22 protein-coding genes and 1 pseudogene are annotated in these 22,621 nt (G+C 65.5%); 11 read left to right on the top strand and 12 right to left on the bottom strand.

The features are described from left to right. Positions 1-64: 64 nt before the first annotated feature. Entirely contained in the window at positions 65-913 is an 849-nt protein-coding gene (gene mazG, locus BRAGE_RS0115645; RefSeq protein WP_027558049.1) for a nucleoside triphosphate pyrophosphohydrolase, read from the bottom strand. A 126-nt stretch (positions 914-1,039) separates the two neighbouring features. Between mazG and queC the strand changes: the two genes are divergently transcribed. Further along, the gene (queC, locus tag BRAGE_RS0115640; RefSeq protein WP_027558050.1) at positions 1,040-1,753 is read left to right on the top strand and encodes a 7-cyano-7-deazaguanine synthase QueC; all 714 of its coding nucleotides are present in this window, start codon (positions 1,040-1,042) and stop codon (positions 1,751-1,753) included. Between the two features lie 159 nt (positions 1,754-1,912). On the opposite strand, the gene BRAGE_RS0115635 is transcribed toward queC, so the two are convergent. The 3 genes from BRAGE_RS0115635 to nthA are packed head-to-tail and all read right to left on the bottom strand — an operon-like array spanning position 1,913 to position 3,584. After that, on the bottom strand, positions 1,913-2,293 hold the full coding sequence (locus BRAGE_RS0115635) for a nitrile hydratase accessory protein (RefSeq protein ID WP_027558051.1): 381 nt from the start codon (positions 2,291-2,293) through the stop codon (positions 1,913-1,915). Beyond that, positions 2,293-2,952 carry a nitrile hydratase subunit beta gene (nthB, locus tag BRAGE_RS0115630; protein WP_027558052.1) on the bottom strand — a complete coding sequence of 220 codons (660 nt, stop codon included), beginning with the start codon at positions 2,950-2,952 and terminating at the stop codon, positions 2,293-2,295. Before nthB ends, BRAGE_RS0115635 begins: the two co-directional genes overlap by 1 nt. Then, positions 2,949-3,584, bottom strand: a complete 636-nt coding sequence (nthA, locus tag BRAGE_RS0115625; protein ID WP_027558053.1) for a nitrile hydratase subunit alpha — start codon at positions 3,582-3,584, stop codon at positions 2,949-2,951. The genes nthB and nthA overlap by 4 nt, the downstream gene beginning before the upstream one ends. A gap of 119 nt (positions 3,585-3,703) precedes the next feature. On the opposite strand from nthA, the gene BRAGE_RS0115620 reads away from it, so the two are divergent. The 4 genes from BRAGE_RS0115620 (at position 3,704) to BRAGE_RS0115605 (ending at position 8,127) form a co-directional block, all read left to right on the top strand. Next, on the top strand, positions 3,704-4,510 hold the full coding sequence (locus BRAGE_RS0115620) for an enoyl-CoA hydratase/isomerase family protein (RefSeq protein WP_027558054.1): 807 nt from the start codon (positions 3,704-3,706) through the stop codon (positions 4,508-4,510). 112 nt (positions 4,511-4,622) lie between these two features. Next, positions 4,623-6,092, top strand: coding sequence for a DASS family sodium-coupled anion symporter (locus BRAGE_RS0115615; RefSeq protein WP_027558055.1), 1,470 nt, complete (start codon positions 4,623-4,625; stop codon positions 6,090-6,092). 243 nt (positions 6,093-6,335) lie between these two features. Then, positions 6,336-7,472 (top strand): methionine ABC transporter ATP-binding protein, encoded by a 1,137-nt coding sequence (locus BRAGE_RS0115610; protein ID WP_027558056.1) that lies wholly within the window; start codon positions 6,336-6,338, stop codon positions 7,470-7,472. Continuing rightward, entirely contained in the window at positions 7,462-8,127 is a 666-nt protein-coding gene (locus tag BRAGE_RS0115605) for a methionine ABC transporter permease (RefSeq protein WP_027558057.1), read from the top strand. Before BRAGE_RS0115610 ends, BRAGE_RS0115605 begins: the two co-directional genes overlap by 11 nt. A gap of 24 nt (positions 8,128-8,151) precedes the next feature. On the opposite strand, the gene BRAGE_RS0115600 is transcribed toward BRAGE_RS0115605, so the two are convergent. The 6 genes and pseudogenes from BRAGE_RS0115600 to BRAGE_RS0115580 all read right to left on the bottom strand — a co-directional run bounded on the left by BRAGE_RS0115600 (position 8,152) and on the right by BRAGE_RS0115580 (position 14,762). After that, a complete protein-coding gene (locus BRAGE_RS0115600; protein WP_027558058.1) occupies positions 8,152-8,544 on the bottom strand; it encodes a cupin domain-containing protein in 393 nt (130 codons plus the stop codon). 182 nt (positions 8,545-8,726) lie between these two features. Further along, positions 8,727-10,178 carry an aldehyde dehydrogenase gene (locus BRAGE_RS0115595; RefSeq protein WP_027558059.1) on the bottom strand — a complete coding sequence of 484 codons (1,452 nt, stop codon included), beginning with the start codon at positions 10,176-10,178 and terminating at the stop codon, positions 8,727-8,729. Positions 10,179-10,460: 282 nt separating this feature from the next. Continuing rightward, positions 10,461-10,937: pseudogene (locus BRAGE_RS56830) on the bottom strand (ABC transporter ATP-binding protein); the annotation flags it as partial. Further along, entirely contained in the window at positions 10,930-12,606 is a 1,677-nt protein-coding gene (locus tag BRAGE_RS0115590; RefSeq protein WP_027558060.1) for a branched-chain amino acid ABC transporter ATP-binding protein/permease, read from the bottom strand. The pseudogene BRAGE_RS56830 and the gene BRAGE_RS0115590, both read right to left, overlap by 8 nt. Then, the gene (locus tag BRAGE_RS0115585; protein ID WP_027558061.1) at positions 12,603-13,478 is read right to left on the bottom strand and encodes a branched-chain amino acid ABC transporter permease; all 876 of its coding nucleotides are present in this window, start codon (positions 13,476-13,478) and stop codon (positions 12,603-12,605) included. The genes BRAGE_RS0115590 and BRAGE_RS0115585 overlap by 4 nt, the downstream gene beginning before the upstream one ends. Before the next feature lie 63 nt (positions 13,479-13,541). Beyond that, positions 13,542-14,762, bottom strand: a complete 1,221-nt coding sequence (locus BRAGE_RS0115580; protein WP_027558062.1) for an amino acid ABC transporter substrate-binding protein — start codon at positions 14,760-14,762, stop codon at positions 13,542-13,544. Between the two features lie 239 nt (positions 14,763-15,001). On the opposite strand from BRAGE_RS0115580, the gene BRAGE_RS0115575 reads away from it, so the two are divergent. Both BRAGE_RS0115575 and fsrB read left to right on the top strand, forming a co-directional pair. Then, complete coding sequence (locus tag BRAGE_RS0115575) at positions 15,002-15,895, top strand: helix-turn-helix domain-containing protein (protein ID WP_231164022.1); 894 nt, start codon at positions 15,002-15,004, stop codon at positions 15,893-15,895. Between the two features lie 159 nt (positions 15,896-16,054). Next, entirely contained in the window at positions 16,055-17,347 is a 1,293-nt protein-coding gene (gene fsrB, locus BRAGE_RS0115570; RefSeq protein WP_027558064.1) for a siderophore utilization protein FsrB, read from the top strand. Between the two features lie 8 nt (positions 17,348-17,355). Here the strand turns inward: fsrB and BRAGE_RS0115565 are convergent, their stop codons facing one another. Then, on the bottom strand, positions 17,356-18,240 hold the full coding sequence (locus BRAGE_RS0115565) for an SMP-30/gluconolactonase/LRE family protein (protein ID WP_027558065.1): 885 nt from the start codon (positions 18,238-18,240) through the stop codon (positions 17,356-17,358). 13 nt (positions 18,241-18,253) lie between these two features. Continuing rightward, on the bottom strand, positions 18,254-18,913 hold the full coding sequence (locus BRAGE_RS0115560) for a GntR family transcriptional regulator (protein WP_027558066.1): 660 nt from the start codon (positions 18,911-18,913) through the stop codon (positions 18,254-18,256). Positions 18,914-19,141: 228 nt separating this feature from the next. Here BRAGE_RS0115560 and BRAGE_RS0115555 point away from each other — a divergent pair, with 228 nt between their 5' ends. The 4 genes from BRAGE_RS0115555 (at position 19,142) to BRAGE_RS0115540 (ending at position 22,609) form a co-directional block, all read left to right on the top strand. Continuing rightward, on the top strand, positions 19,142-20,161 hold the full coding sequence (locus tag BRAGE_RS0115555) for a TRAP transporter substrate-binding protein (protein WP_027558067.1): 1,020 nt from the start codon (positions 19,142-19,144) through the stop codon (positions 20,159-20,161). 76 nt (positions 20,162-20,237) lie between these two features. Then, entirely contained in the window at positions 20,238-20,747 is a 510-nt protein-coding gene (locus BRAGE_RS0115550) for a TRAP transporter small permease (RefSeq protein WP_027558068.1), read from the top strand. 55 nt (positions 20,748-20,802) lie between these two features. Next, positions 20,803-22,083 (top strand): TRAP transporter large permease, encoded by a 1,281-nt coding sequence (locus tag BRAGE_RS0115545; protein ID WP_027558069.1) that lies wholly within the window; start codon positions 20,803-20,805, stop codon positions 22,081-22,083. Positions 22,084-22,114: 31 nt separating this feature from the next. Next, positions 22,115-22,609 (top strand): type II 3-dehydroquinate dehydratase, encoded by a 495-nt coding sequence (locus BRAGE_RS0115540; RefSeq protein ID WP_027558070.1) that lies wholly within the window; start codon positions 22,115-22,117, stop codon positions 22,607-22,609. Positions 22,610-22,621: the final 12 nt, after the last annotated feature.

Below are 22,621 nucleotides of genomic sequence, written 5' to 3'. Positions count from 1 at the left end.
AACTGCTGACCTATCCGGAAATCACGTCAGCCCGCCGATGCCACATCAGGGCAATGCCGTAAGGCTAGCGGCGAGCCTCCTGGCGAGTCTCCGGTTTCTCCACGACCTTCGCTGCATTCCACAGCGCGTCCATCTCTTCCAGCGACGCCTGGTCCAGCGTGCGGCCCTGCGCCTCCAGCGTACGCTCGATGAACGCAAAGCGCCGCTCGAACTTCGCATTGGTCGCGCGCAGTGCGGCTTCCGGATCGGCATCGACGTGACGGGCGAGGTTGACGAGGGCGAACATCAAATCGCCGGTCTCTTCGGCAATCTCCTGCCTGTCGTTGCGGTCGAGCGCGGCCTCGATCTCGTCGGCTTCCTCGCGGATCTTTTGCAGGACCGCGCGCGGGTCGTTCCAGTCGAAGCCGACGGTGGAAGCCTTGCGCTGCAGCTCCATCGCGCGCGTCAGCGCCGGCTGGCCGGCCTTCACGCCGGACAGCAACGATTTGTGCGCGGGCATTTGCTCCGGCGGCCGGCGCGCGGCACGCTCGGCCTTCTCCTCGGCCTTGATGCGGTCCCAGACTTCCTTGACGTGGTGGGAGGCGAGATTGCCGTCCTTGTCGGCGAAGACATGCGGATGGCGCCGGATCATCTTTCGCGTGATGGCCTCAACGACATCACCGAACGCAAAGGCGTTCTGCTCCGACGCCATCTGGGCGTGGAACACGACCTGGAGCAGGAGATCGCCAAGCTCCTCTCTGAGATCGTCGAGATCGCCGCGGGTGATGGCATCGACCACCTCGTAGGCCTCCTCGATCGTGTAGGGCGCGATCGTCGAAAAGTCCTGCTCGAGGTCCCAGGGGCAGCCGGTCACCGGCGTGCGCAGCGCCGCCATGATCTCGATCAGGCGGGAAATGTCGCGGGAAGGGGTCATTGCGGGGCCGTCTCCTGGGTCCAGAGACTTATGCCAAAAGCGGGCCGCCGTTCCCAGCGCGGCGCGGCGGAACGGACCGATTTCCACCGATTGGCGGGCCGCGCCCGCAATGCTAAAGCGCGGGCCATGAGTGACGCATTTTCATCACAAACCGCGCTCGTGCTGTTTTCGGGCGGCCAGGATTCCACCACCTGTCTCGCCTGGGCGCTGAGCCGCTTCGCGCGCGTGGAGACGCTGGGGTTCGAGTATGGCCAGCGCCATGCCATTGAGCTCGCCTGCCGCGACCGTCTGCTCGACGGCATCAAGGGCCTGCGCGAGGACTGGGCTCTAAGGCTCGGCGAGAGCCATACGCTGTCGATCCCGACGCTGGCCGCCGTGTCCGAGACGGCGCTGACGCGCGACGTCGCGATCGCCATGGGCGCCGACGGCCTGCCCAATACGTTCGTGCCCGGCCGCAACCTGGTGTTCCTGACCTTTGCAGCAGCGCTGGCCTATCGGCGCGGTATCACGGACATCGTCGGCGGCATGTGCGAGACCGACTATTCCGGCTATCCCGATTGCCGCGACGACACCATCCGCGCCATGCAGGCCGCACTGTCTCTGGGCATGGCCCGCAAATTCGAGCTGCACACGCCACTGATGTGGATCGACAAGGCCGCGACCTGGAAGCTGGCGCATGATCTCGGTGGCGACGGGCTAGTCGACCTCATCCGCGAGCAGTCCCACACCTGCTATCTCGGCGAACGCGGCGCGCAGCACGACTGGGGCTACGGCTGTGGCGAGTGTCCGGCGTGCAGCCTGCGGGCGAAGGGGTGGCGGGAGTTCGTGGCGGGGCGCTGAGCCCACATTTTCGGTGTCATCACCCGCGAAAGCGGGTGATCCAGTATCCCAGAGGCCGTGTTTGGGCCGAGGGACCGCGGCGTACTGGATTCCCCGCCTTCGCGGGGAATGACAGTATTGGTTGGAGCAACAGCGTCCGCAACACGACGCGGCGCTAGACTACCCCGCAAAATCCTCGTCCCGCAGCTCGATCGGCTTGCCATGCGGCGTACGATCCGCAGCATGGTCCCAAGCGTCGCGGTAGCGGTGCAGGGTCTCCATCGAGGCGACGCCTTTCCGCGCGACGAGGCCTTCCAGTGTGGCGAGCCAGTGCAAATAATACGTCTCGCCCGTATCAGGATCGCCGGCGGCCTGTGCGCGCTTGATCTCGTCGGCCAGCGCCGCCGCCCATTCGGGCCAAGTGAACACGCCGCGCTCGTGCAGGCTCAAGGCCATCGCGAAGGCATGCGCCTCCCAGGGCGCGCGGAACACCGGGCCGTCGTCATCGCGCGGAATGCTCGGGATGGCCGCCGTCGCGGCCGCGGCAGCCGTGCTGCTCATCAAGCCGGGTCCAGATAGGGCTCGAACGCGTCGATCGAGACCTTCAGCGTCGGATCGCCATCTTCGCCCCAGAGATCGCTGCCTTCGAACACCACGGTGTAGAGCCATTGCGGATTCTCGCCGAGCTCCATCGCCGCCGAGTCCGGAAACACGTGGCAGCCGTGGTTGAGCTCGACGACACCGACATGGCCGCGGACATAGCGCGGCAGCCGTGTGTGCGTGGTCGGATGGATGTTCTTGGCGCGGACGCGATCGCCGATCTTGAATCTTGCCGGCGCCGGAGCAGGGCGGGCAAACTTGCCGCGCACCATCACGCGCTCGACATTGGCGAGATCGAACTTGCCGTGCTTGAGCGCCTTTCCGGGCTGCATGGCGTGGCCGGCCGCGACTTCCTCACGCGTGAGGTAGCCCTTCTCGATCAGCATCTCCTCGAGCCCGAGGAACCATTTCTTGTAGTAGGAGCTCGACAGATACACATGCGGCGGCAGCGTCTCGCGGTAGAAGCGCGAGGTGTCGATGTTGAAGGCGCCGGCCGCGCCCATCGCGCGCACCATGGCCAGCACGCGCGACTCCCACTCCTCATGAAACATCGGCTCGTTCGGCTCGGGCTCGACCTTGCCGAAGCCGTCCATGCCGCCCATGTCGTGGACGCCGTTCACGACGGCGCTCCAGGCTTGGCCGGAAAGCCGGTGCCGATCATGGAGTCGCGCGTGACGAGCTCGGCGAGCTGCTCCTCGCTCCAGCCTTCGGTGCCTTCGGGGCGCATCGGCAGCACCAGGAAGCGCGTCTCGGCAGTGGAGTCCCAGACACGGAGCTCGATGTCCTTCGGCAGGCTGACACCGAAATCGGCGAGCACGCCGCGCGGATCCTTCACCGCGCGCGAGCGATAGGGCGCGGCCTTGTACCAGACCGGCGGCAGCCCCAGCATTTCCCAGGGGTAGCAGGAGCACAGCGTGCACACGACCATGTTGTGGCGCACGGGCGTGTTCTCGACCACGACGAGATGGTCGCCGACGCGGCTGACATGGCCGAGCGTGCCGATCGCCTTGCTACCGTCCTCCAGCAGCGCCTGCTTGAACGCCGGATCGGTCCAGGCCTTGGCGACGACGCGCGCGCCATTATGCGGGCCAATCTTGGTCTCATAGGCCTGGATGATCGCATCGAGCGCAGCCGGCTCGACATAGCCTTTTTCGGTCAGGATCGTCTCGAGCGCGCGCACGCGCAGCTCGGTCTCGGACAGCTCCGAATGATCGTGATCGTGGTGATGATGATGGTCGTGATCGTGGCTCATGGGACGAAGGATAGGCGCAATGGTCCCCGCCTGTCGAGTATGCGTTGCGGTGCAGCCGGGTCCCATATTCGTGAGGCCCGAGGTAGGCTAGCATCGCCGGAAGCAGACTGGAGGCGCCGGTGACGAATTACGTGAAAATCGAGAAAGGCCTCGGCCCCGAGGGGCGGATCGCGGTCGTGCGATTCGACCGTAGCGACGGCATCAACGCGCTCTCGCCCGAGGCGCTGCGCCAGCTCACCGCGGCCGCACGCAGCTTCGAGGACGATGCTGCGACGTCCGTCGTGGTGCTGACCGGCAGCACGGGCGCCTTCAGTGCGGGCTTCGACCTGAAGGACGCCGAAGGACGCGCACGCAAGGACATGGACCTCGGCACGCTGCGCCGGCACCTCAAGCTCGGGCCGCGCCTGACCCATGCCTGGCAGGAGATGGAGCAGATCACGATCGCGGCGATCGAGGGCTTCTGTGTCGGCGGCGGCGTGGCGCTTGCCGTAGCGCTCGACTTCCGCATCATGGGCCGTGATGCACATCTGCGCGTGCCCGAGATCGGGCTCGGCATGAACATGAGCTGGCAGAGCATCCCGCGCATGCTGCATCTCATGGGCCCGGCCCGTACCAAGCAGGCGGTGATTTTGGCAGATGAGCGCATCAGCGCGGATGAGGCCTATGAATGGGGCCTGGTGGAGCAGGTGGTCGATCCCGGCCATGCGTTCGACGCCGCCATGGAGCTCGCCCGCAAGGTCGCCGCGCAGCCGCCGCTCTCGGTCGCGATGACAAAGCTGACGGTCAACCGGCTCGCGCATGCGCTTGACGACCTCGCCAGCCACATGGACGTCGACCAGTTCGCACTGGCAAGCCTCAGCGAGGACCACAGGGAGGGCGTCGAGGCGTTCCTGACGCGGCGCAAGCCGCGGTTCAAGGGGCGGTAGAACCAAGCCAGGCCATTGCTAGCGTGGCGGACAGTCCGTATACGCCGAACTGGGACAAAAGCAGGCCCGGCCAACGGGCTGCACGATGCAACGACAATCGAGGGGAGGGCCCATGGCCGCTGGTTCGCAGGCGCCTGAGGCAAAAGGGTTTCGCTGGAGGCTGGTCGCGCCGCTGGCGGTGTGGCTGGCGATCTATCTGTGGCCGGTGCCGCCAGGGCTCAACGCCAATCAGTGGCATTATTTCGCCGTGTTCGCGGCTGTGATCACCGGGCTCATCCTGGAATCGATGCCGGTCGGCGCAGTCGGCTTCATCGGTCTCACGGTGGCAGGCGTTGCAGGCTATATCGATCCCGATCCCGGCAAGTCGCTGCGCTGGATGCTGGCGGGCTTCGCCGAGAGCACGGTGTGGCTGATCGTCGGCGCCTTCGTATTCTCGATCGGCTATCGCAAGAGCCAGCTCGGCCGGCGCATCGCGCTGGTGCTGGTGCAGAAGCTCGGCCGCAACACGCTGGGCCTCGGCTACGCGGTCGCGATGTCGGACTTCCTGCTCGCGCCGGCGACGCCGTCGAATACCGCGCGCAGCGGCGGCATCGTCTATCCCATCATCAGCAACATCCCGCGCATCTATGGCTCCGAGCCCGGGCCGACCGCCGGCAAGATCGGCACCTATGTGATGTGGACCGCGTTCGCGGCAACCGCGATCACCAGCTCGCTGTTCTTCACCGCGCTCGCGCCCAATGCGGCCGCGCTCGCCATCGCCAGGAAAACCGCCGGGGTCGAGGTGAGCTGGGCGCAGTGGTTCATGGGCTTTGCGCCGCTCGGCCTCCTGCTGATGATCGTGGTGCCGCTGCTCAGCTACGTGGTGTGCCGTCCCGAAGTGAAGCGCAGCCCGGAGATTTCCGAATGGGCGGCGAAGGAGCTCGCCGAGATGGGCCCGATGTCGCGCAACGAATGGATCATGCTGGCGCTGATCGTGCTCGCGATGTTCCTGTGGATCGCAGGCTCGAGCCCCGACATCCACGTTCCCGGGATCGGCTCGAATTTCGTCAACGCCACCACCGTCGTGTTCATCGTGATCTCCCTGATGCTGGTGACGGGCGTGATCGAGTTTGCCGACATCGTCAGCGAGAAGAGCGCCTGGGAGGTGTTTTTCTACTTCACCTCGCTCTTGACGCTCGCCTCGGGGCTCAACGAGATCGGCTTCATAAAATGGTTCGCGACCGAATACGCAAAACCGCTCGCCGGGCTCTCGCCGTCGACCGCAATGCTCCTGCTGGTCGCGCTGTTCTTCTGGATCCACTATTTCTTCTCGAGCATCACCTCGCATGCGGCGGCCGTGCTGCCGGTGGTGCTCGCGGTCGGCTCCGGCATTCCCGGCCTGCCGGTCGTGACGCTCGCCATGCTCTGCATGTATTCGCTCGGCCTGATGGGCGTGATCTCGCCTTATGCGACCGGGCCGGCGCCGATGTATTTCGGCAGCGGCTATATCGGGAAGGGCCAGTTCTGGGGCTTTGGCCTGATCTTCGGGCTGCTCTATTTCGCAGGCCTCCTGCTGATCGTGCTGCCGTGGTTGCAGGTCTGACGAGCCGGGCTGGAGGCCGCGGCCCCGGCAGATGAATTTTCTCCTCCGGGGAGGGTTTTGGAAAACTTCCTCCAATTCCCCGCAAATATCTGACATTGCAAGCAGGAGGCGAACGGGCGATGGTGCGTGCTGCGGCGCAGCGCGTTCCATCCCAGCGCTCGCTCGCGGTTCCATTTCTCGTCGCTCGCTGAGATCCGGCTTGCCGCACATCTGAACGGCATGCGGGCAAGCGAATTATTGTGCATGAAGGCCGCTTCCATGAACGCCCACCAATCGCTTGCGATCGGACAACCGATCGCGCCGCCTGAAGCGATTTCATCCGCCGCCGAGCCGGACGCGATGGTCCGCTTCGAAGGCATCTCGAAGACCTATCCGGCCTATCGCGGCAAGCCCGGCGTCAACGCGCTGCAGAACATCGATTTCGCGATCCCGCGCGGCTCCATCACCGGCGTGATCGGCCGCTCCGGTGCGGGCAAGTCGAGCCTGGTCCGGTTGATCAACGGGCTGGAGAAGCCGACCACGGGCCGCGTGATCGTGGACGGCCGCGATATCTCCGCGCTGGCCGGCCGCGAGCTGCGGCTGGCGCAGCGCTCGATCGGCATGATCTTCCAGCACTTCAACCTGCTGTCCTCGCGCACCGCGGCCGACAACATCGCGCTGCCGCTCGAGATCGCCGGCTGGGCCAAGGCCGACATCAAGGCCCGCGTCACTGAATTGCTTGCCCTCGTCGGCATCGCCGACAAGCACGACCGCTATCCGTCAGAGCTTTCCGGCGGCCAGAAGCAGCGCGTCGGCATCGCCCGCGCGCTGGCGACGCGGCCGAGCGTGCTCTTGTCGGACGAGGCGACCTCGGCGCTCGATCCGCAGACCACGCGCGCGATCCTCGACCTGCTTGCGAACATCAACCGCGAGCTGGGCGTGACCATCGTGCTCATCACTCACGAGATGTCGGTGGTGCGCCAGCTCGCCAAGGAAGTCGTGGTGCTCGATGCCGGCCATGTCGTCGAGCGCGGCCATGTCGCCGACATCTTCACCCATCCCAAACATCCGATCACGCAGTCCTTCTTGGCCGAGGTGATCGGCGACAGCCTGCCGGTCTCGCTGGCGAGCCGGATCGTGGCTGAGCCGTCTGCCGGCGGGCAGGCTGTGATCCGCGTCCAGGTGCGCGGGGCAGGGGCCGGCGACACGCTGGTGGCGCGGCTTGCGCGCGAGCTCGGTCTCGACGTCGCGCTGCTCTCGGCCCGCATCGACGAGATCGGCGGCCAGCATGTGGGCGCGCTGACATTAGGAATTCCCGGCAGCGAGGACGCGGTGACGCGGACGCTCGCCTGGCTCTCTCAACACCAATTCGCAGCGGAGCGTCTCGGCTATGTCGCCTGAACTCCTCAACCTGATCCTCCAGGCCACCTTCGAAAGCCTGTACATGGTCGGCATCGCGGCGCTGCTCGGCACCGTCTTCGGCCTGCCGCTCGGCGTGTTTCTCGCGACCAGCCGGAAAGGCGAGCTGTTCGCCGCCCCGCTCGTCAACCGCGTGCTGGGCATCATCGTCAATGCCACGCGCTCGACGCCCTTCATCATCCTGGTCGTCGCCATCATCCCGTTCACACGCCTCGTTGCCGGCACCTCGATCGGCTCGACCGCGGCCATCGTGCCGCTGACGATTGCCTCGGCGCCGTTCATCGCGCGCCTCGTGGAAGGCGCGATCCGCGAGGTCGATGGCGGCCTGATCGAGACCGCAGCCTCGTTCGGCGCATCGCCGCTGCAGATCGTGTTCAAGGTGCTGATCCCCGAAGCGCTGCCGGGCCTGCTGCTGGCGCTGACCCTGGCTGTGGTCAGCCTGCTCGGCTACTCCGCCATGGTCGGCGCGGTCGGCGGCGGCGGACTTGGCGATCTCGGCATCCGCTACGGCTACCAGCGCTTCATGCCGGAGATGATGCTCGCCGTCGTCGTTGTGCTGATCGCGTTGGTGCAGCTCGTGCAGAGCGCGGGCGATTATCTCGCGCGCCGGGTCAACCGCCGGCTGCGGCATCGCTGACGCGTTCGATTATCGGGCCGACTGCTAGACCGCGGGCGGATAGTAGAGAAACTCGATCATCAGGCAGCCATCGCGGGTAAAGAACGGCCCATGCTCGACATGGGCCGGCCGCACGGCATAGGTGCCGGCCTCCAGCAGCTGCGTCTCCTCCGACACAGTGCCGATCGACAGCGTGCCCGAAACCAGAAACACCTCCTCACACCAATCGTGCGAGACCGGATGCTCCACGGACGCGCCCGCCGCCCAGCGCGACAGCCGCGTCACCGCGCCCGTCTTGTTCGGATGATCGAAGCGGCCGGACAGGATCTTCTCCTCGACACCGACATAGCCGGGGACGGCGCGCCAGCCATCCGCGGCCAGCGCGTTGAAAAACTCCCGGTGGTCCTTCATGAACCGACCGAAGCCGGGCTCCGCCATTCCATACCTCCCAAGCTGACTCGGGATCGAGTCTATAGCAGGGGGGCGGCGTTTCCCATCCGATCCCGCTCAGAACGCAGCGCAGTCGCATATGAGGTTCACGGCAGTCTCCACATCGTCATGGCCGGGCTTGTCCCGGGCATGACGACCTCTTGTGAATGATCAGATGCGATCACCCACGCTCAGAACGGATAGTGCCTTGGCCCGGTCTGCACGGTGATCCAGCGCAGCTCGGTGAACTCGTCGATCGCGGCCTTGCCGCCGAAGCGGCCGTAGCCTGAGGCCTTGGTGCCGCCGAACGGCATCTGCGGCTCGTCATGCACGGTCGGCGCGTTGACGTGGCAGATGCCGGCCTCGATCCGCTTGGCAACGCCGAGGGCGCGCGCGATATCGCGGCCGAACACGGCGGAGGAGAGTCCATATTCGGTGTCGTTGGCGACGCGCACGGCCTCGTCGACACCACTGACACGAACCACGGTTACGACCGGGCCAAAGCTCTCCTCGCCATAGATGCGCATCGCCGGCGTGACGTGGTCGACGATCGTGGCCGGCATGATGGTGCCGCTGCCGTGGCCGCCCGCCGCGAGCACGGCTCCCTTGGCGACGGCATCGTCGATCAGACCCCTGACGCGGTCGCAGGCCGCGCCGCTGACCAGCGATCCCAGCACGACATTGCCCTTGCGGGGATCACCGAAGGGAAGGCCCTTCGCCTTGGCGGCGAACTTTTCGATGAAGGCGTCGGCAACCTTGTCATCCACCACGATCCGCTCCGTCGACATGCAGATCTGGCCCTGGTTCATGAAGGCGCCGAAGGCAGCCGCATTCACGGCGGCGTCGAGATCGGCGTCGTCGAGGATGACGAGCGGCGCCTTGCCGCCGAGCTCCAGCAGCGCGCGCTTGAGGTGTTTTGCGCAGGCCAGCGCAATGAGGCGGCCGACCCGGGTCGAGCCGGTGAAGTTGACGCGGCGAATGGCGGGATGGGCGATCAGCGCCTCGACCACGGCCTGTGCATCCTCGGGAGCATTGGTCACGACGTTGACGACGCCATCGCCGAGGCCAGCTTCCGTCAGGCAGCTTCCGATCAGCCGGTGCACGCCCGGGCTCATCTCGGAGGCTTTCAGCACCACCGTGTTGCCGCAGGCCAGCGGCATCGCAACCGAGCGCACGCCCAGGATCACCGGCGCGTTCCACGGCGCGATGCCGAGCACGACACCGACCGGCTGGCGGAACGCCATGGCGAGATTGTCGGGCTTGTCGGTCGGAATGACCTCGCCGGAAATCTGCGTGGTCATGGCGGCGGCTTCACGCAGCATGCCTTCGGCAAGATGCACGTTGAAGCCAGCCCAGCCGGCCGTGGCGCCGGTCTCGGCGACCATCAGCGCAGTGAACTCCGGCGCGCGGCGCGCGAGGATGTCGGCGGCGGCGCTGAGCCGCTTGCGGCGCTCGGACGGGCCGAGCTGCGACCAGGCCGGAAAGGCGGCGGCCGCTGCGTCGGCAGCGCGCATCGCATCGTCGATCGAGGCCGCGGCGACGATGGTCGCCACCTCACCGGAGATCGGGTTGTGGCGCTGGAAGGTGCGCTGGTTGCTGGCCGACTGGTCCTTGCCGCCGATGAGAAGGTCGATGGCGTTCATGGGGCTCTCCTTGGAATGCGAGGGGGACGTTGGTGGAGGTGAGGCTTTGCGCGCCTTGCCGAGATAAGCGCGCTGGATCTCGGGGTCGTTCTTCATCGCATCGGCTGGTCCGCTGCCGGCATTGCGGCCGGACTCGATCAGATAGACACGGTCGGCGATGTCGAGGCTGGCGCGCGCATTTTGCTCGACCAGCAGCACGCCGACGCCACTGCTGCGGATCTGGGTCAGCGCACGAAACACTTCGCGGCTGAGCAGAGGCGACAGGCCGAGCGAGGGCTCGTCGAGCAGGAGCAGCAGCGGGTTCGACATCAGCGCGCGGCCAATCGCGACCATCTGCTGCTCGCCGCCGCTCATGGTGCGGACGGCCTGACTCATGCGCTCAGCAAGGCGCGGGAACAGTTGCAGGATTTTTGCGAGCCGGTTCGCTTCGCCCGCGCGCGCCCGGGCGGGATAGGCGCCGAGCTGCAAATTCTCGGCAACGGTGAGATCGCCGAACACGCCCCGTCCTTCCGGCACCAGGGCGATGCCGCGTTCCACGATCAGATGGGGCGGCAGCTCGCCGATGCTTTGTCCTTCGAACGTGATGCGCGCACCCGGCGCGGGCCTGACGAGACCAGCGATGCTCTTGAGCAGGGTCGACTTGCCGGCGCCGTTGGCGCCGAGGATCGCGACGATCTCGCCCTGCTTGATGCCGAGCGCGATTTCAGCCAGCGCCTGGTGCTTGCCGTAGAAGTGGGAGAGGGCGGCGACCTCAAGCATCGTCGCCTCCGAGATAGGCGGCGATGACCTTCGGATCGGCCAATACCTCGTCCGGCGCACCGCGGGCGATCACGCTGCCGGCGTTCATCACGATGCAATGGCCGCACAGTGCGCGGATTGCGTCCATGACATGCTCGACCATGATGATGGTGAGGCCGCGGTCGCGCAGGGTCGCGATCAACGCAATGCCGGTCTCTAGCTCGCTGGGATTGAGCCCCGCCAGCCATTCGTCGAGCAGCACGAGGCGCGGCTCAAGCGCCAGCGCGCGCGCCAGCTCGAGCCGCTTCTGGTCGATATAGGTCAGATCGCCCGCCGGCGCCTCCTGCATGGCGCCGAGGCCAACGAGATCGAGTAAATCGCCGGCAGACTCGGCAGAACCAGGCATCGAGGCAGGCGCACCCCGGAACAGCCGCGCCGCCGCGACATTCTCGGCGACCGTCAAATCCGGCATCACTCGCACCAGCTGGAAGGTCCGCGCCAGGCCAAGGCGCGCGATCTGGTAGGGGCGGAGGCCGTTGAGGACGGTATCGCCGAGCCGGATCGTGCCCGACGACGGCGCCAGGGCGCCGGACAGCGTGTTCAGCAATGTCGTCTTGCCGGAGCCGTTGGGGCCGATGATGCCGAGGATCTCGCCCGGCGTGACCGCAAAACTCACGCCATCGACCGCGCGGAGCCCGCTGAACAACTTGCTGACGCCTTCGGCGGCGAGGAGCGGCGTGTCCACCTTGCGGATCGTGGCGGCGCTCCCTGCGGGAATGTGACGTCGCGCCGTCCCGATCAGTCCGATCACGCCATTCGGCAGCACCATGACGATGAGGATGAAGATGATGCCGAGCACGATGCTGAAATGGTTGGGCAGCGTCGCAGTCAGGACCTCGAACAGCAGCACAAGTGGAATGACCCCCAGCACGGGACCGAACAAGGAGCCGGCGCCGCCCAGCAAGGCCATGATCACGACCTGGAACGAGATCGTCGGATTGAAGGCGATCGCCGGATCGATATAGGTCCAGCGCGGCGCCATCACCGCGCCCGTCACCGCCATGAAGGTCGCGCTAAGAATGAACACGCCGAGCTTGACCCGCGTCGCATCGATGCCGGAATGGCTGGCCGCGGTCTCATCGGCGCCGATGGCACGCAGCGCGAGCCCGTAGCGCGAGCGCCCGAGCAGCCAGCCAGTCAGGAAGACCAGCGCGGCAAGGGCAAGGAGCTGCCAGTAGAGAATGTCCTGCGTCACCGCGCTGAAGAGATAGCGGCCGACCGATTTGTGGATGTTGACTTCGTACCAGATCACGAGCTGCCGGATCAGCTCGGCGAGCCCGAACGAGAAGATCACGAAATAGATGCCGGACAGCCGCAGCGTCGAAAGCCCGGTGATAGCGGCGGTGAGTGCGCCGACGCCGGCCGCGGCCAGCAGCACGACCGGCCAGGGCATGGTCTCGCCAAGAGCCGCGGCGGTGTAGGCGCCGAGGCCGAAGAAGGCGACCGTTGCCAGCGAAATGTAGCGCGTCGGCCCCGAGAACATCGCCCAGGCGGTCGCCAGGATCGTGAAATAGAGAACGCTGATGCCGAGCGCGAGATGGTAGCCGTTGGCATACAGCGGATAGGCGACGATCGCCGCAGCCAGCGCAGCGCCGGCACACCACAACAATGCGCGCATGGCCGCGGTCATGGCGCGGCTCTCCCGAACAGGCCGGTGGGCTTGATCAGGAGCACGCCGAGAAATAGCGCGTAGGTCGCAGCCAGCGTCAGGCCGGGATCGACCAGCCGCGCTACGGCCGTCTCGACGACGCCGAGCAGCAGGCCCGCAACCAGCGCGCCCATCACATTGCCGACGCCGCCCATGATGACGACGACCAGCGCCTTCATGGTGAAGACCACGCCCATCGCGGCATTGAAGGTCAGAAACATGCTGACAAGCACGCCGCCGACGGCGACGAGGCCACCACCGAAGGCAAACGCCAGGCCCGATAGCGCGGCCACATCGATCCCGACAGGGCGCGCGGCATTGGCATCCACCGCGATGGCGCGGACGGCGGTGCCGATCCGCGTCCGCGTCAGGGCCAGATAAACTGCGCCCCCCACCAGGGCTGCGAACAGCAGCGCGACAAGCCGATTGACGGCGAGCGTCGATCCCAGCACGACGACGGGAATGGAAAGATAGCTGTAGCTGTAATACTGGCCGCCGAAAGCGACCAGCATGGCGCCCTGGATCACGAACAGGATGCCGAAGGTGACGAGGATGCTGTCGATCTCCTGCGCGCCGCGGTCCTTGCCCCGCCGCATCAGCCGTTCGAGCAGGAAGCGATAGAGCAGCCAGTTCAGCAGCATTGCCACCGGGACCGCCAGCAACAGCGCGGCGAGCGGGCTGAGGCCGAGACCGCTGTAAAGCGAGAACGCGCCGAACGCGGCCGCAACCAGCGACTCGCCATAGGACAGGTTCATGATCCGCGCCACGCCATATTGCAGCGTCAGCCCAAGCGCGATCAGCGCGTACATGCCGCCGAGCACGAGGCCCGGCAGGATGATGTCGACAAGCAGCATCAAACGGAGTCCCTTAGAGCGGACGGATGGCAGGCCTCACCAGGCGAGACCTGCCAGCCAGCGTTATTGCCACTGCGCTTTAGGCACGACCGGCGCACGGGCGCCTGGAAGCGAGGCGGGGGCGAGGGCGTAGAACTCGCCGTTCTGCCACTGGCCGACGCTCCAGACCTCCTGGAGCAGCCCGTCCTTCAGCTTGATCTTGCCGATGATGGTGTCGAACGTGCCGGAACGGATTTCGGCGGCGACCGCGGCGCGATCGAGCTTGCCGACCTTCTCGATGGCCTGCTGGAGCACCTGGAGGCTTGCATAGGTGATCGAGCTCGCCCAGCGATCCGGCTCCTTGCCGGTCGCCGCCTTGTGGCGCGCGAGATAGTCCTTCAGCTGCGGCGAGTCCGCGTTCCAGCCGCCGATCCCCATCACGCCGTCGCTGCCCGCGCCGAACTTGCCCTTGTAGAGCGGGAAGGCGGTGCCGACGCCGACATAGAAGATCTTTGGGTTGAACTTGAGCAGCTGCGCCTGCTCGGTCAGCGCGATCGTATCCGGCGGATAGCTGAAGGCGATGAACGCATCCGGGTTGGAGGCGATCGCATCCTTCAGCAGCGGCTGAAGATCCTGCGCGCCCATCGGATAGGTCTTGTCATAGGTCAGTGTAAAGCCGTGCTTCTTGAAGGCTTCGCGCCCCGCGGCGGAGAGCTCGATGCCGAACTGATCGGCAATGCTGACCATCGCGATGTTCGGACCGATCTTGCCCTCGCTCTTCAGCTTGCCCATCAGATCGGCCAGCGCTTCGGAGATCTGCGCGGAGGTGCCGAGCCAGAACGTCGCGTTCGACCAGCGCTTTGCAAGGTCCGGCGCCTTGTCGGTTACCGAGGTCACCGCGAGGTGGGGATAGCCGAGACGGTTCAGCGTAGGCCCGACCGCAAGGTTGAGGCCCGTGCTCCAGGGCGGCAGGATGAAATCGACCTTGTCCTGGTTGGCGAGGCGCTCGATCGCCTTGACGGCTTCCTCCGAGCTGCTGCGGTCGTCGTATTCGACGATCTCGATCGGCAGTTTCTTGTCGCCGAGCTTGATGCCGCCGGCGGCGTTCACGTCCTTCACCCACAGCTCGTAATTGGGCAGGGTGGTGATGCCGGCGCCGCCGGCATAGGGACCGGTCTTGGAGATGGCATAGCCGATCCGGATCTTCTCCTGCGCATCGGCTGGCGACGCAAAGGTCCCCAGCGCTGTAGCCAAAGCGGCAAAGCCAGTGACGCGCAGCAACGTTCGACGGTTCGCCGAAATCATGTCGAGCCTCCCTCGTGTTTCACTCAAGCGATCGTTCGCAAGTGATGTGACTGGATCGTTTCCTGTGCGTCCCGGCTCTTTTCCGGTGGCGTCGTGCGCCGCCGCGGCTGGGACTTGACCTAGCAAGCACCTTCGGCTTTTTTCCCTCAATGGATAAATCCGGCGAAAGATTGCACGTTTCTGGTCGCCCCCATGACCTGCGTCGAGGGGTCGCGGACCCGGCCGCAGCCCCCGCCATCATGGCCGCGGCGGGGACGGCGACGATCAGCGCCGAGCTGATCGGCTCGCATTACGTTGCACGCCGCTGGATGCTGGGCTCCATGGCCGCCGGGCCCTTCATCCATCTGCTCAGCCTCCAGGGCGGCGGCCGCGCTGCCGTGCTGAGCGAAGGGGAGACGCTCGAACTGCACGGTCCGGGCCTCATCTGGCTGCCCGCGGGATGTGCCGAGCATCTGGAGATATCGGCCGGCACGGCCGCCGGCCTGCTGCGGCTGCGGTCGGGCATGTGGCATCGTTACCTGCCACCCTCGGCGGAGGCGGCCTATCTCGCGCTCGACGGCGCCGGCGGCATCATGGCGTTGCCGGTCGAGCCAGATCTCGTCACGACGGTCTCACGCTCGATCGAGGCGATCGCGGCCGAGATCGCCGCACCCGCGCGCAGCGGCGCGGCCTCGATCATGTCGGCGGAGCTAACGCTGTGCGTGCTGCGATTCTGGCGCCTCTTTGCGGCCGACCGCGGCCCGGACGAGGAGGGCAGCAGCGCCGACATCCTCGGCCGTTTTCGCAGGCTGCTCGAGGAGCGCTATCATCAGCAATTGCGCGTGGCCGATTATGCCAAACTGCTCGGCATGACTCCGGATCGCCTGCACGCGCTGTGCAGCCGCGAACTGCAGCGATCGCCGAGCGCGCTGATCCAGCAGCGCGTGGTCAGGGAGGCCGCGACCCGGCTCGAGGCGGGCACGGGCACGGTGAAGCAGATCGCCTTCGCGCTGGGCTTCAAGGATACCGCCTATTTCAGCCGCTTCTTCCGCAAGCACACCGGCGAGGCGCCCGGCGCCTGGCGGCGACGCCTCGCCGCGCGCGCAAGATCCGGCCGCGCAAGGCCGGCCCTGAACTTTGCCGACTGGCCGTGAGCGAAACCCGCCATCTCTGACGGATGGGCGCTTTCGCCGCACATGCCGTGCACGCGTCTGGAGGGATTCTACGATCGTTCCTATCGCGCTCCGAAAACGCTTGGGTTAGGGCGAGGCATCAAAAATCGTACCGGTGAAGCCGGCAACTGTGAAACCTCGATGAGAGCGATATTCGGCCGATTGCATCGGTGGGCGGGACTGCTCACAGCCGGCTTCCTGTTCTTCTCCGGCATCACCGGCGCGATCATCTCCTGGGACCACGAGATCGACGACGTCCTCAACAGCCATCTGTTCGACGTCACCAGCAAGGGTCCGGCGATTCCCTCGATCGAGCTCGCCAGGATGATCGAGCAGCGCGATCCCCGGTCGCGCGTGGTCTATCTCTTCATGACGCCGGAGGAGGGGCACTCACTCTGGTTCTTCATCATGCCGCGGATCGATCCTTCGACCGGCAAGCGCTACGTGCTCGATTACAACCAGGTTTTCCTCGACCCCAACACGGGGGTCGAGCTCGGCCGCCGCTATTGGGGCGCGGTGTGGCCGGTGACGCGGGAGAACTTCGTCTCGTTCCTCTACAAGCTGCACTACACCATGCACATCCCGGAATTCTGGGGCAGCGATCGCTGGGGCATGCGCGTGCTCGGCGTGATCGCCATCATCTGGACCATCGACTGTTTCGTCGGCTTCTATCTGACGCTGCCCTCGCGGCGACGCGCCAAGGCCGCGCGGGCGCCGCAGGTAGCGCGTCAGCTCGAACGCGGCTTCTGGGCGCGCTGGGCGCCGGCCTGGATGATCAAGACATCAGGCAGCGCCTACCGGATCAATTTCGACATCCACCGCGCCTTCAGCCTGTGGACCTGGGGCGTGCTGTTCATCATCGCCTTCACGGCGTTCTCGCTGAACCTTTATTTCGAGGTGTTCTCGCCGCTGATGAAGATGGTGTCGAACTATACGCCGACGCCCTATGAGCAGCGGCCGTACCGCGGTCTCGACGATCCCATCGAGCCCAAGATGACGTTCGCCCAGATCGCCGCGCGCGCGGCCGCCGACGGCAAGGCGCGCGGCTGGACCGTCCCGGTCGGCTCGCTAAGCTACGGCCCCGCCCACGGCGTCTATGCCGCCGCCTTCTTCCATCCCGGCGACGATCACGGCGCCGGCGGCGTCGGCCCGGCGCAGCTCTATTACGACAGCGAGGACGGCCGTCCGATCGGCGAGCGGCTGCCCTGGGTCGGCACCGCCGCCGACGTCTTCGTGCAGGCGCAGTTTCCGCTGCATTCGGGCCGCATCGTCGGACTGTTCGGCCGCATCCTGATCTCGATCATGGGCTTGGTCGTGGCCGCGCTCTCGGTCACCGGCGTCGTGATCTGGTGGCGCAAGCGCCGCGCCCGCATTCGCGTGCGGGAGACGGCAGCGATACGCCAGAGCCGGGAGCAGCTCGCGCCGGCGGAGTAGGGCCCGAACTATCCGAACCGATGCTCGGGCAGCCCCTGCGCGAGGCCATGAATGGCAAGCACGTGCCCGGCCTGTGGCTCGACGCGCAGCTGCTGCCGATCCAAGAACTTCCTGGCCGTCGTCACGAACAGCGTTTTGAGATCGCTGCCTCCAAAGCACAGGCAGGTCGGATTGGTCACCGGCAACGGGACGACGGTGTCGATCTGCCCGTCCGGCCGATAGCGCACCAGGCGGCCGCCCGAGAAGAAGGCCGTCCAGAGCCCGCCCGCGACATCGACGCAGGCGCCATCAGGTCTTTCCTGCGAGGCGCTGTAGTCCGCGAACAGGCGCCGGTTGCGGACGACGCCGTCGTCGAGATCGAAGTCGAACATCCAGGTGCAATATCGCCGCGTGTCCGTGAAATAGAGCGTGCGATTGTCCGGCGAGAACGCGATCCCGTTGGTCACGATGACGTCGCCGAAGATGCGCGTGACCTCACCGTCCGCGGTCACGCGATACAGCGAGCCGTTCGGACGATGCAGCTGATTGTCCATGGTGCCGATCCACAGCCGGCCGCGCGCGTCCACGCGGCCGTCGTTGAGGCGGTTGTCGAGGCCGCTTTCGACCTTGATGACCGGCCCCTCAGCATCGGCCGAGCGGCGGTGGAGGGTCAGATCTTGCGCGAGCAGATGCGAGCCGTCCGCCGTCAGGGCCTGACTGCCGAGGAATTGGCAATCGTAGGAGGAAACCTGATGCGCGCCCGTCGCCGGATCGAAGGATTGATGCAGGCGGCCGTCGATATCGACCCACCACAGCTTGCCGGTCCGGTCGCACCACAGCGGCGTCTCGCCGAGAATATCCGCGCTGGCGACCGCGGTCTCGACCCTGGCAGGGGAAATGGAAGTCACGGTCATGCCGGAAGCGCCGTCAGCTGCCCTTCCAGGAGGACAGCGCATGCGCGACGCAGCCGTTGATGTGCTCGCTGAGAACGGTGCGGGCGCGCTTGATGTCCCGCTTCAGGGCGCAATCCAGCAAGGCCTTGTGCTGGTTGATGGTCTCGGTGCCGCGATAGCGCAGCGCATAGCGAAAGTATTTGTCGAACACGATCGAATGGGTATGCATCAGTTCGCGCGACCCGCAAGCCGAGATCAGCGCCTGGTGAAATTCGCCGTCATAGCGCTTGCGCAGCTCGGGATCGTCGCCCTCCTTGAGGACAGTGCGCTCGGTGGCCGCCAGCTTGTGATGTGCTGACACCACGCGGGCTTCCCACTCGACGTCGCCGGCCCGAAACGACTCGGCCATCGCATGATGCTCCAGGAGGATGCGCAGCTCGGCGAGCTCGCGCAGATTCTGGATCGAGACCGGCGCCACCTCGAAGCCGCGCTGGCCTTCGGCGACCACGAAACCTTCCGATGTCAGGCGATTGAGGATCTCGCGCAGGGTCGAGATGCTGACGCCGTAATCCTCCTTCATGGCATCGAGCTTGAGGCGCCCGGATGGCGTAAGCACGCCGAAAATGATGTCGGACCGGATGCGCTGATAGCCGCTGTCGCCCGCCGACAAGGCCCGTTCCTCGAGTGCCGTCATGCCGTCTGATCCCGCTTGTCCGGCTCGTTCGCCCTCCCGCAAGGCACCGAACCATCAATGTTCCCAGCACTATAGCAGAAGTTCGATGTCTGACGTCTACAGGAATATCATATGAAATGTATAATCTCCTTTGACATCGAAATATATGTATGATGTGTAAATGAGCTGAGGGTGCGGGAAATAAGCGCGTAAGCCGCCGGTCGTGCCCGAGAGAACAGGGAGGACACGATGAGCTTGTTGGTACGGGCGCTGTCTGCGACGGCGATCTGCGTGGCGCTGACGGTCGGCGCATCCGCCGCCGATGACATCCAGGAGCGGACGATCCGGTGGGGGCACCTCAACAACACCGATCACCCCGTCAGCTTCGGCGTGCAGAAGTTTGCCGAGATCCTGCTGGCCAAGAGCGGGGGCAAGATGAAGGTCCGCGAGTTCGCGGCCTCACAGCTCGGCAACGAGTTGCAGCAACAATCCGCGCTGCGCGGCGGCACCCAGGAGATGCTGTCGGCCTCGACGACGTCGCTTGCGACCGTCGTTCCGGAGTTCGGCCTGATCGATTTCCCGTTCCTGTTCAACACCACCGAGCAGGCCGACGCGCTCGCGACCGGCAAATTCGGCAAGGCGATGCTCGAGACCTTGCCGTCCAAGAATCTGATCGGTCTCGGCTATTGGGGCCTGGGCTTTCGCAACGTCACCAACAGCACGCGACCCATCACCAAGGTCGAGGACTTCAGCGGCCTCAAGCTTCGCGTGATTCCGAACCCGGTCTATCTCGAAAGCTTCAGCGCCTTTAAGGCCAATCCGGTTCCGATGGCCTTCGGCGAATTGTATTCGGCGCTGGAGACCCGCACCGTCGACGGCCAGGAGAATCCGTACACGGTCATCCTCTCCAACAAGTTCTACGAAGTGCAGAAATACGTTTCCGCCACCAACCACACCTTCACCCTCAACATCATCCTGGTGAGCAAGGCGTTCTGGGACAAGCTGTCGCCGACCGAGCAGCGCCTGATGCGCGAGGCCTATGAGGAAAGCCGCGGCTACCAGAAGGAGCAGACGCGGCTGCAGACCGAAAAGGCGCTGGCGGAATTGCAGGCCAAGGGCATGCAGTACAACGCGATCGCCCCAGAGGAGACCGACCGCATGCGCAAGACGGTACAGCCGGTCGTGGACAAGATTTCCGCCAATCTTCGCGCCGAGACGGTGAAGCTCTTCAACGACGAAGTCGAGCGCATCCGCAAGGACGTGAAGTAACAGGTCGCTCCATCGCGGAAGGCGGCGGAGCCGGCCGTCGGGCGGCTCACATCTCCCATTTGCCTGGACGTCACGCATGGCGCGCTTTCTCGACCTCTATTGCTCGTTCCTCAAGGCCGTCATTGCGGCGTGTCTTGCGGTCATGGTGGTGCTGGTGTTCGGCAATGTGGTGCTGCGTTACGGCTTCAACTCCGGCATCACCCTCTCCGAGGAGCTGTCGCGCTGGCTGCTGGTGTGGCTGACCTTCCTCGGCGCCATCGTCGCACTGCGCGAGCACGCCCATCTCGGCGTCGACACCCTGGTCCGGATGCTGCCGGCCGCGGGCAAGCGGATCTGCTTCGTCATCAATTATGGCCTGATGCTGTTTGCCGACTGGCTGCTGCTCTCCGGCAGCTGGCGCCAGACCCTCATCAACATCGACGACCGCGCGCCGGCCACCGGCCTGTCGATGGCGATCTTCTACGCCGTCGGCGTGATCTTCGGCGTGTCGGCCGCGGTGATCCTTCTCTACGACCTCTACCGGGTGATCAGCGGGCAGGCGAGCGAGGAGGACATGGTGGCCGTCCGGGAATCGGAGGAGCAGTGATGTCATCCATTGCCCTCGCATTCGCTCATCCCGTTCGCGTCACTGGGATCATGCCATGACGATCGCCATCTTCACCATCTCGCTGCTCGGCGCCATGGCGCTGGGGATGCCGATCGCGTTTGCGCTCCTCATCTGCGGCGTCGCGCTGATGAGCACGATCGACATGTTCGATTCCCAGATCGTGGCGCAGAACGTCATCAACGGCGCGGACAGCTTTCCGCTGATGGCGATCCCGTTCTTCATGCTCGCCGGCGAGATCATGAACAAGGGCGGGCTGGCCAAGCGCATCGTCAATGTCGCCCTCGTTGCGGTCGGGCACTTCAGGGGCGGCCTCGGCTACGTTACGATTCTGGCGGCCTGCATCCTGTCGTCGCTCTCGGGGTCCGCCGCCGCCGACGCTGCTGCGCTCGCGGCGCTGCTGGTGCCGATGATGGTGGCGGCAGGACACAAGAAGACCTACGCGGCCGGTCTCGTGGCCGCCGGCGGCGTCATCGGCCCGGTCATTCCGCCCAGCATCGGCTTCGTGATCTTCGGCGTTGCCGCCAACGTCTCGATCTCAAAGCTGTTTCTCGCCGGCATCGTGCCCGGGCTGCTGCTGGGATTGGGCCTCTGCGCCGCCTGGTACTGGGTCGTGCGCAAGGAGAACCTGTCACCGCCGCCGCGGGCCTCGCTGCGCGAGATCCTGCACGCCATCATCGACGGCTTCTGGGCGCTGATGCTGCCCGGCATCATCATCGTCGGCCTGCGCTTCGGCATCTTCACGCCGACCGAGGCCGGCGTTGTCGTCGCGGTCTATTCGCTGTTCGTCGCGACCTGCGTCTATCGCGAGCTGAAATGGTCGGAGGTCTACGCGGTCCTGGTCTCGTCAGCCGTGACCACGAGTGTCGTCATGTTCCTGGTCGCCGCGGCTTTGGTGTCGTCCTGGCTCATCACGGTGTCCGAGATCTCCGCCCAGGTCGTCGATCTTCTGAAGCCGTTCATGGGCAACAACACGATCCTGATGCTGGCGATCATGGTGGTCGTGGTGATCGTAGGCACCGCGCTCGACATGACGCCGACGATCCTGATCCTGACGCCGATCCTGATGCCGATCATCAAGGCGGCGCATATCGACCCCGTCTATTTCGGCGTGCTGTTCATCATCAACAATTCCATCGGCCTGATCACGCCGCCGGTCGGCATCGTGCTCAACGTCGTCTGCGGCGTCTCCAGGATCAGCATGGAGGACATCATCAAGGGCGTCTGGCCGTTCATGATCGCGCAGCTGATCGTCCTGTTCGCGATGGTGCTGTTCCCGGGACTGGTGACGGTTCCGGCGAAATGGTTCGGCGGCTAATCGGGCAGCGTTGGCAAAGGAGGCAAGGAAGATGGCCGCACGGATCATGATCCTCAATGGACCGAATCTCAATTTCCTCGGCATCCGCGAGCCCCATATCTACGGCTCGACGACGCTGAAGGAGATCGAGGACAGCTGCCAGGCGCTGGCCGGCCAGCTCGGCGTGTCGATCTCGTTCCACCAGTCCAACATGGAAGGCGAGCTCGTCGGCCTGATCCAGTCCGCCCATGGCAAGGCGGATGCGATCATCATGAACCCGGCGGGCTATTCCTTCACGTCGATCGCGCTGATCGATGCGCTGAAGATCTTCGAGGGCGTCAAGATCGAGGTTCACATCTCGAACATCCATGCGCGCGACGAGCTGCACCGCCATTCGATCACCTCGAGTGCCTCCACGGCGGTCATTTGCGGCCTTGGCCCATACGGCTATCTCGCCGCGATGCTGGCGGTCGTGCAGCGGCTTGGGCAATTGCCCGAAACGATCCCGCCGGCCCTGCATGGGCTTGCGGCGGCCGGCAAGGCGTAAGCAGGGAGCGGG

It is taken from the genome of Bradyrhizobium genosp. SA-4 str. CB756 (assembly GCF_000473125.1).
Lineage (GTDB): Bacteria > Pseudomonadota > Alphaproteobacteria > Rhizobiales > Xanthobacteraceae > Bradyrhizobium > Bradyrhizobium arachidis.
The sequence above is the reverse complement of the archived record's forward strand: the minus strand, read 5'-3'. Positions and strand labels throughout refer to the sequence as shown.

What these genes read in the sequence shown, in the direction of transcription:
- mazG (WP_027558049.1), bottom strand. Translation starts at nt 913, where the DNA reads ATGACCCCTTCCCGCGACATTTCCCGCCTGATCGAGATCATGGCGGCG.
- queC (WP_027558050.1), top strand. Translation starts at nt 1,040, where the DNA reads ATGAGTGACGCATTTTCATCACAAACCGCGCTCGTGCTGTTTTCGGGC.
- BRAGE_RS0115635 (WP_027558051.1), bottom strand. Translation starts at nt 2,293, where the DNA reads ATGAGCAGCACGGCTGCCGCGGCCGCGACGGCGGCCATCCCGAGCATT.
- nthA (WP_027558053.1), bottom strand. Translation starts at nt 3,584, where the DNA reads ATGAGCCACGATCACGACCATCATCATCACCACGATCACGATCATTCG.
- BRAGE_RS0115615 (WP_027558055.1), top strand. Translation starts at nt 4,623, where the DNA reads ATGGCCGCTGGTTCGCAGGCGCCTGAGGCAAAAGGGTTTCGCTGGAGG.
- BRAGE_RS0115610 (WP_027558056.1), top strand. Translation starts at nt 6,336, where the DNA reads ATGAAGGCCGCTTCCATGAACGCCCACCAATCGCTTGCGATCGGACAA.
- BRAGE_RS0115605 (WP_027558057.1), top strand. Translation starts at nt 7,462, where the DNA reads ATGTCGCCTGAACTCCTCAACCTGATCCTCCAGGCCACCTTCGAAAGC.
- BRAGE_RS0115600 (WP_027558058.1), bottom strand. Translation starts at nt 8,544, where the DNA reads ATGGCGGAGCCCGGCTTCGGTCGGTTCATGAAGGACCACCGGGAGTTT.
- BRAGE_RS0115595 (WP_027558059.1), bottom strand. Translation starts at nt 10,178, where the DNA reads ATGAACGCCATCGACCTTCTCATCGGCGGCAAGGACCAGTCGGCCAGC.
- BRAGE_RS0115590 (WP_027558060.1), bottom strand. Translation starts at nt 12,606, where the DNA reads ATGACCGCGGCCATGCGCGCATTGTTGTGGTGTGCCGGCGCTGCGCTG.
- BRAGE_RS0115585 (WP_027558061.1), bottom strand. Translation starts at nt 13,478, where the DNA reads ATGCTGCTTGTCGACATCATCCTGCCGGGCCTCGTGCTCGGCGGCATG.
- BRAGE_RS0115580 (WP_027558062.1), bottom strand. Translation starts at nt 14,762, where the DNA reads ATGATTTCGGCGAACCGTCGAACGTTGCTGCGCGTCACTGGCTTTGCC.
- BRAGE_RS0115575 (WP_231164022.1), top strand. Translation starts at nt 15,002, where the DNA reads ATGGCCGCGGCGGGGACGGCGACGATCAGCGCCGAGCTGATCGGCTCG.
- fsrB (WP_027558064.1), top strand. Translation starts at nt 16,055, where the DNA reads ATGAGAGCGATATTCGGCCGATTGCATCGGTGGGCGGGACTGCTCACA.
- BRAGE_RS0115565 (WP_027558065.1), bottom strand. Translation starts at nt 18,240, where the DNA reads ATGACCGTGACTTCCATTTCCCCTGCCAGGGTCGAGACCGCGGTCGCC.
- BRAGE_RS0115560 (WP_027558066.1), bottom strand. Translation starts at nt 18,913, where the DNA reads ATGACGGCACTCGAGGAACGGGCCTTGTCGGCGGGCGACAGCGGCTAT.
- BRAGE_RS0115555 (WP_027558067.1), top strand. Translation starts at nt 19,142, where the DNA reads ATGAGCTTGTTGGTACGGGCGCTGTCTGCGACGGCGATCTGCGTGGCG.
- BRAGE_RS0115550 (WP_027558068.1), top strand. Translation starts at nt 20,238, where the DNA reads ATGGCGCGCTTTCTCGACCTCTATTGCTCGTTCCTCAAGGCCGTCATT.
- BRAGE_RS0115545 (WP_027558069.1), top strand. Translation starts at nt 20,803, where the DNA reads ATGACGATCGCCATCTTCACCATCTCGCTGCTCGGCGCCATGGCGCTG.
- BRAGE_RS0115540 (WP_027558070.1), top strand. Translation starts at nt 22,115, where the DNA reads ATGGCCGCACGGATCATGATCCTCAATGGACCGAATCTCAATTTCCTC.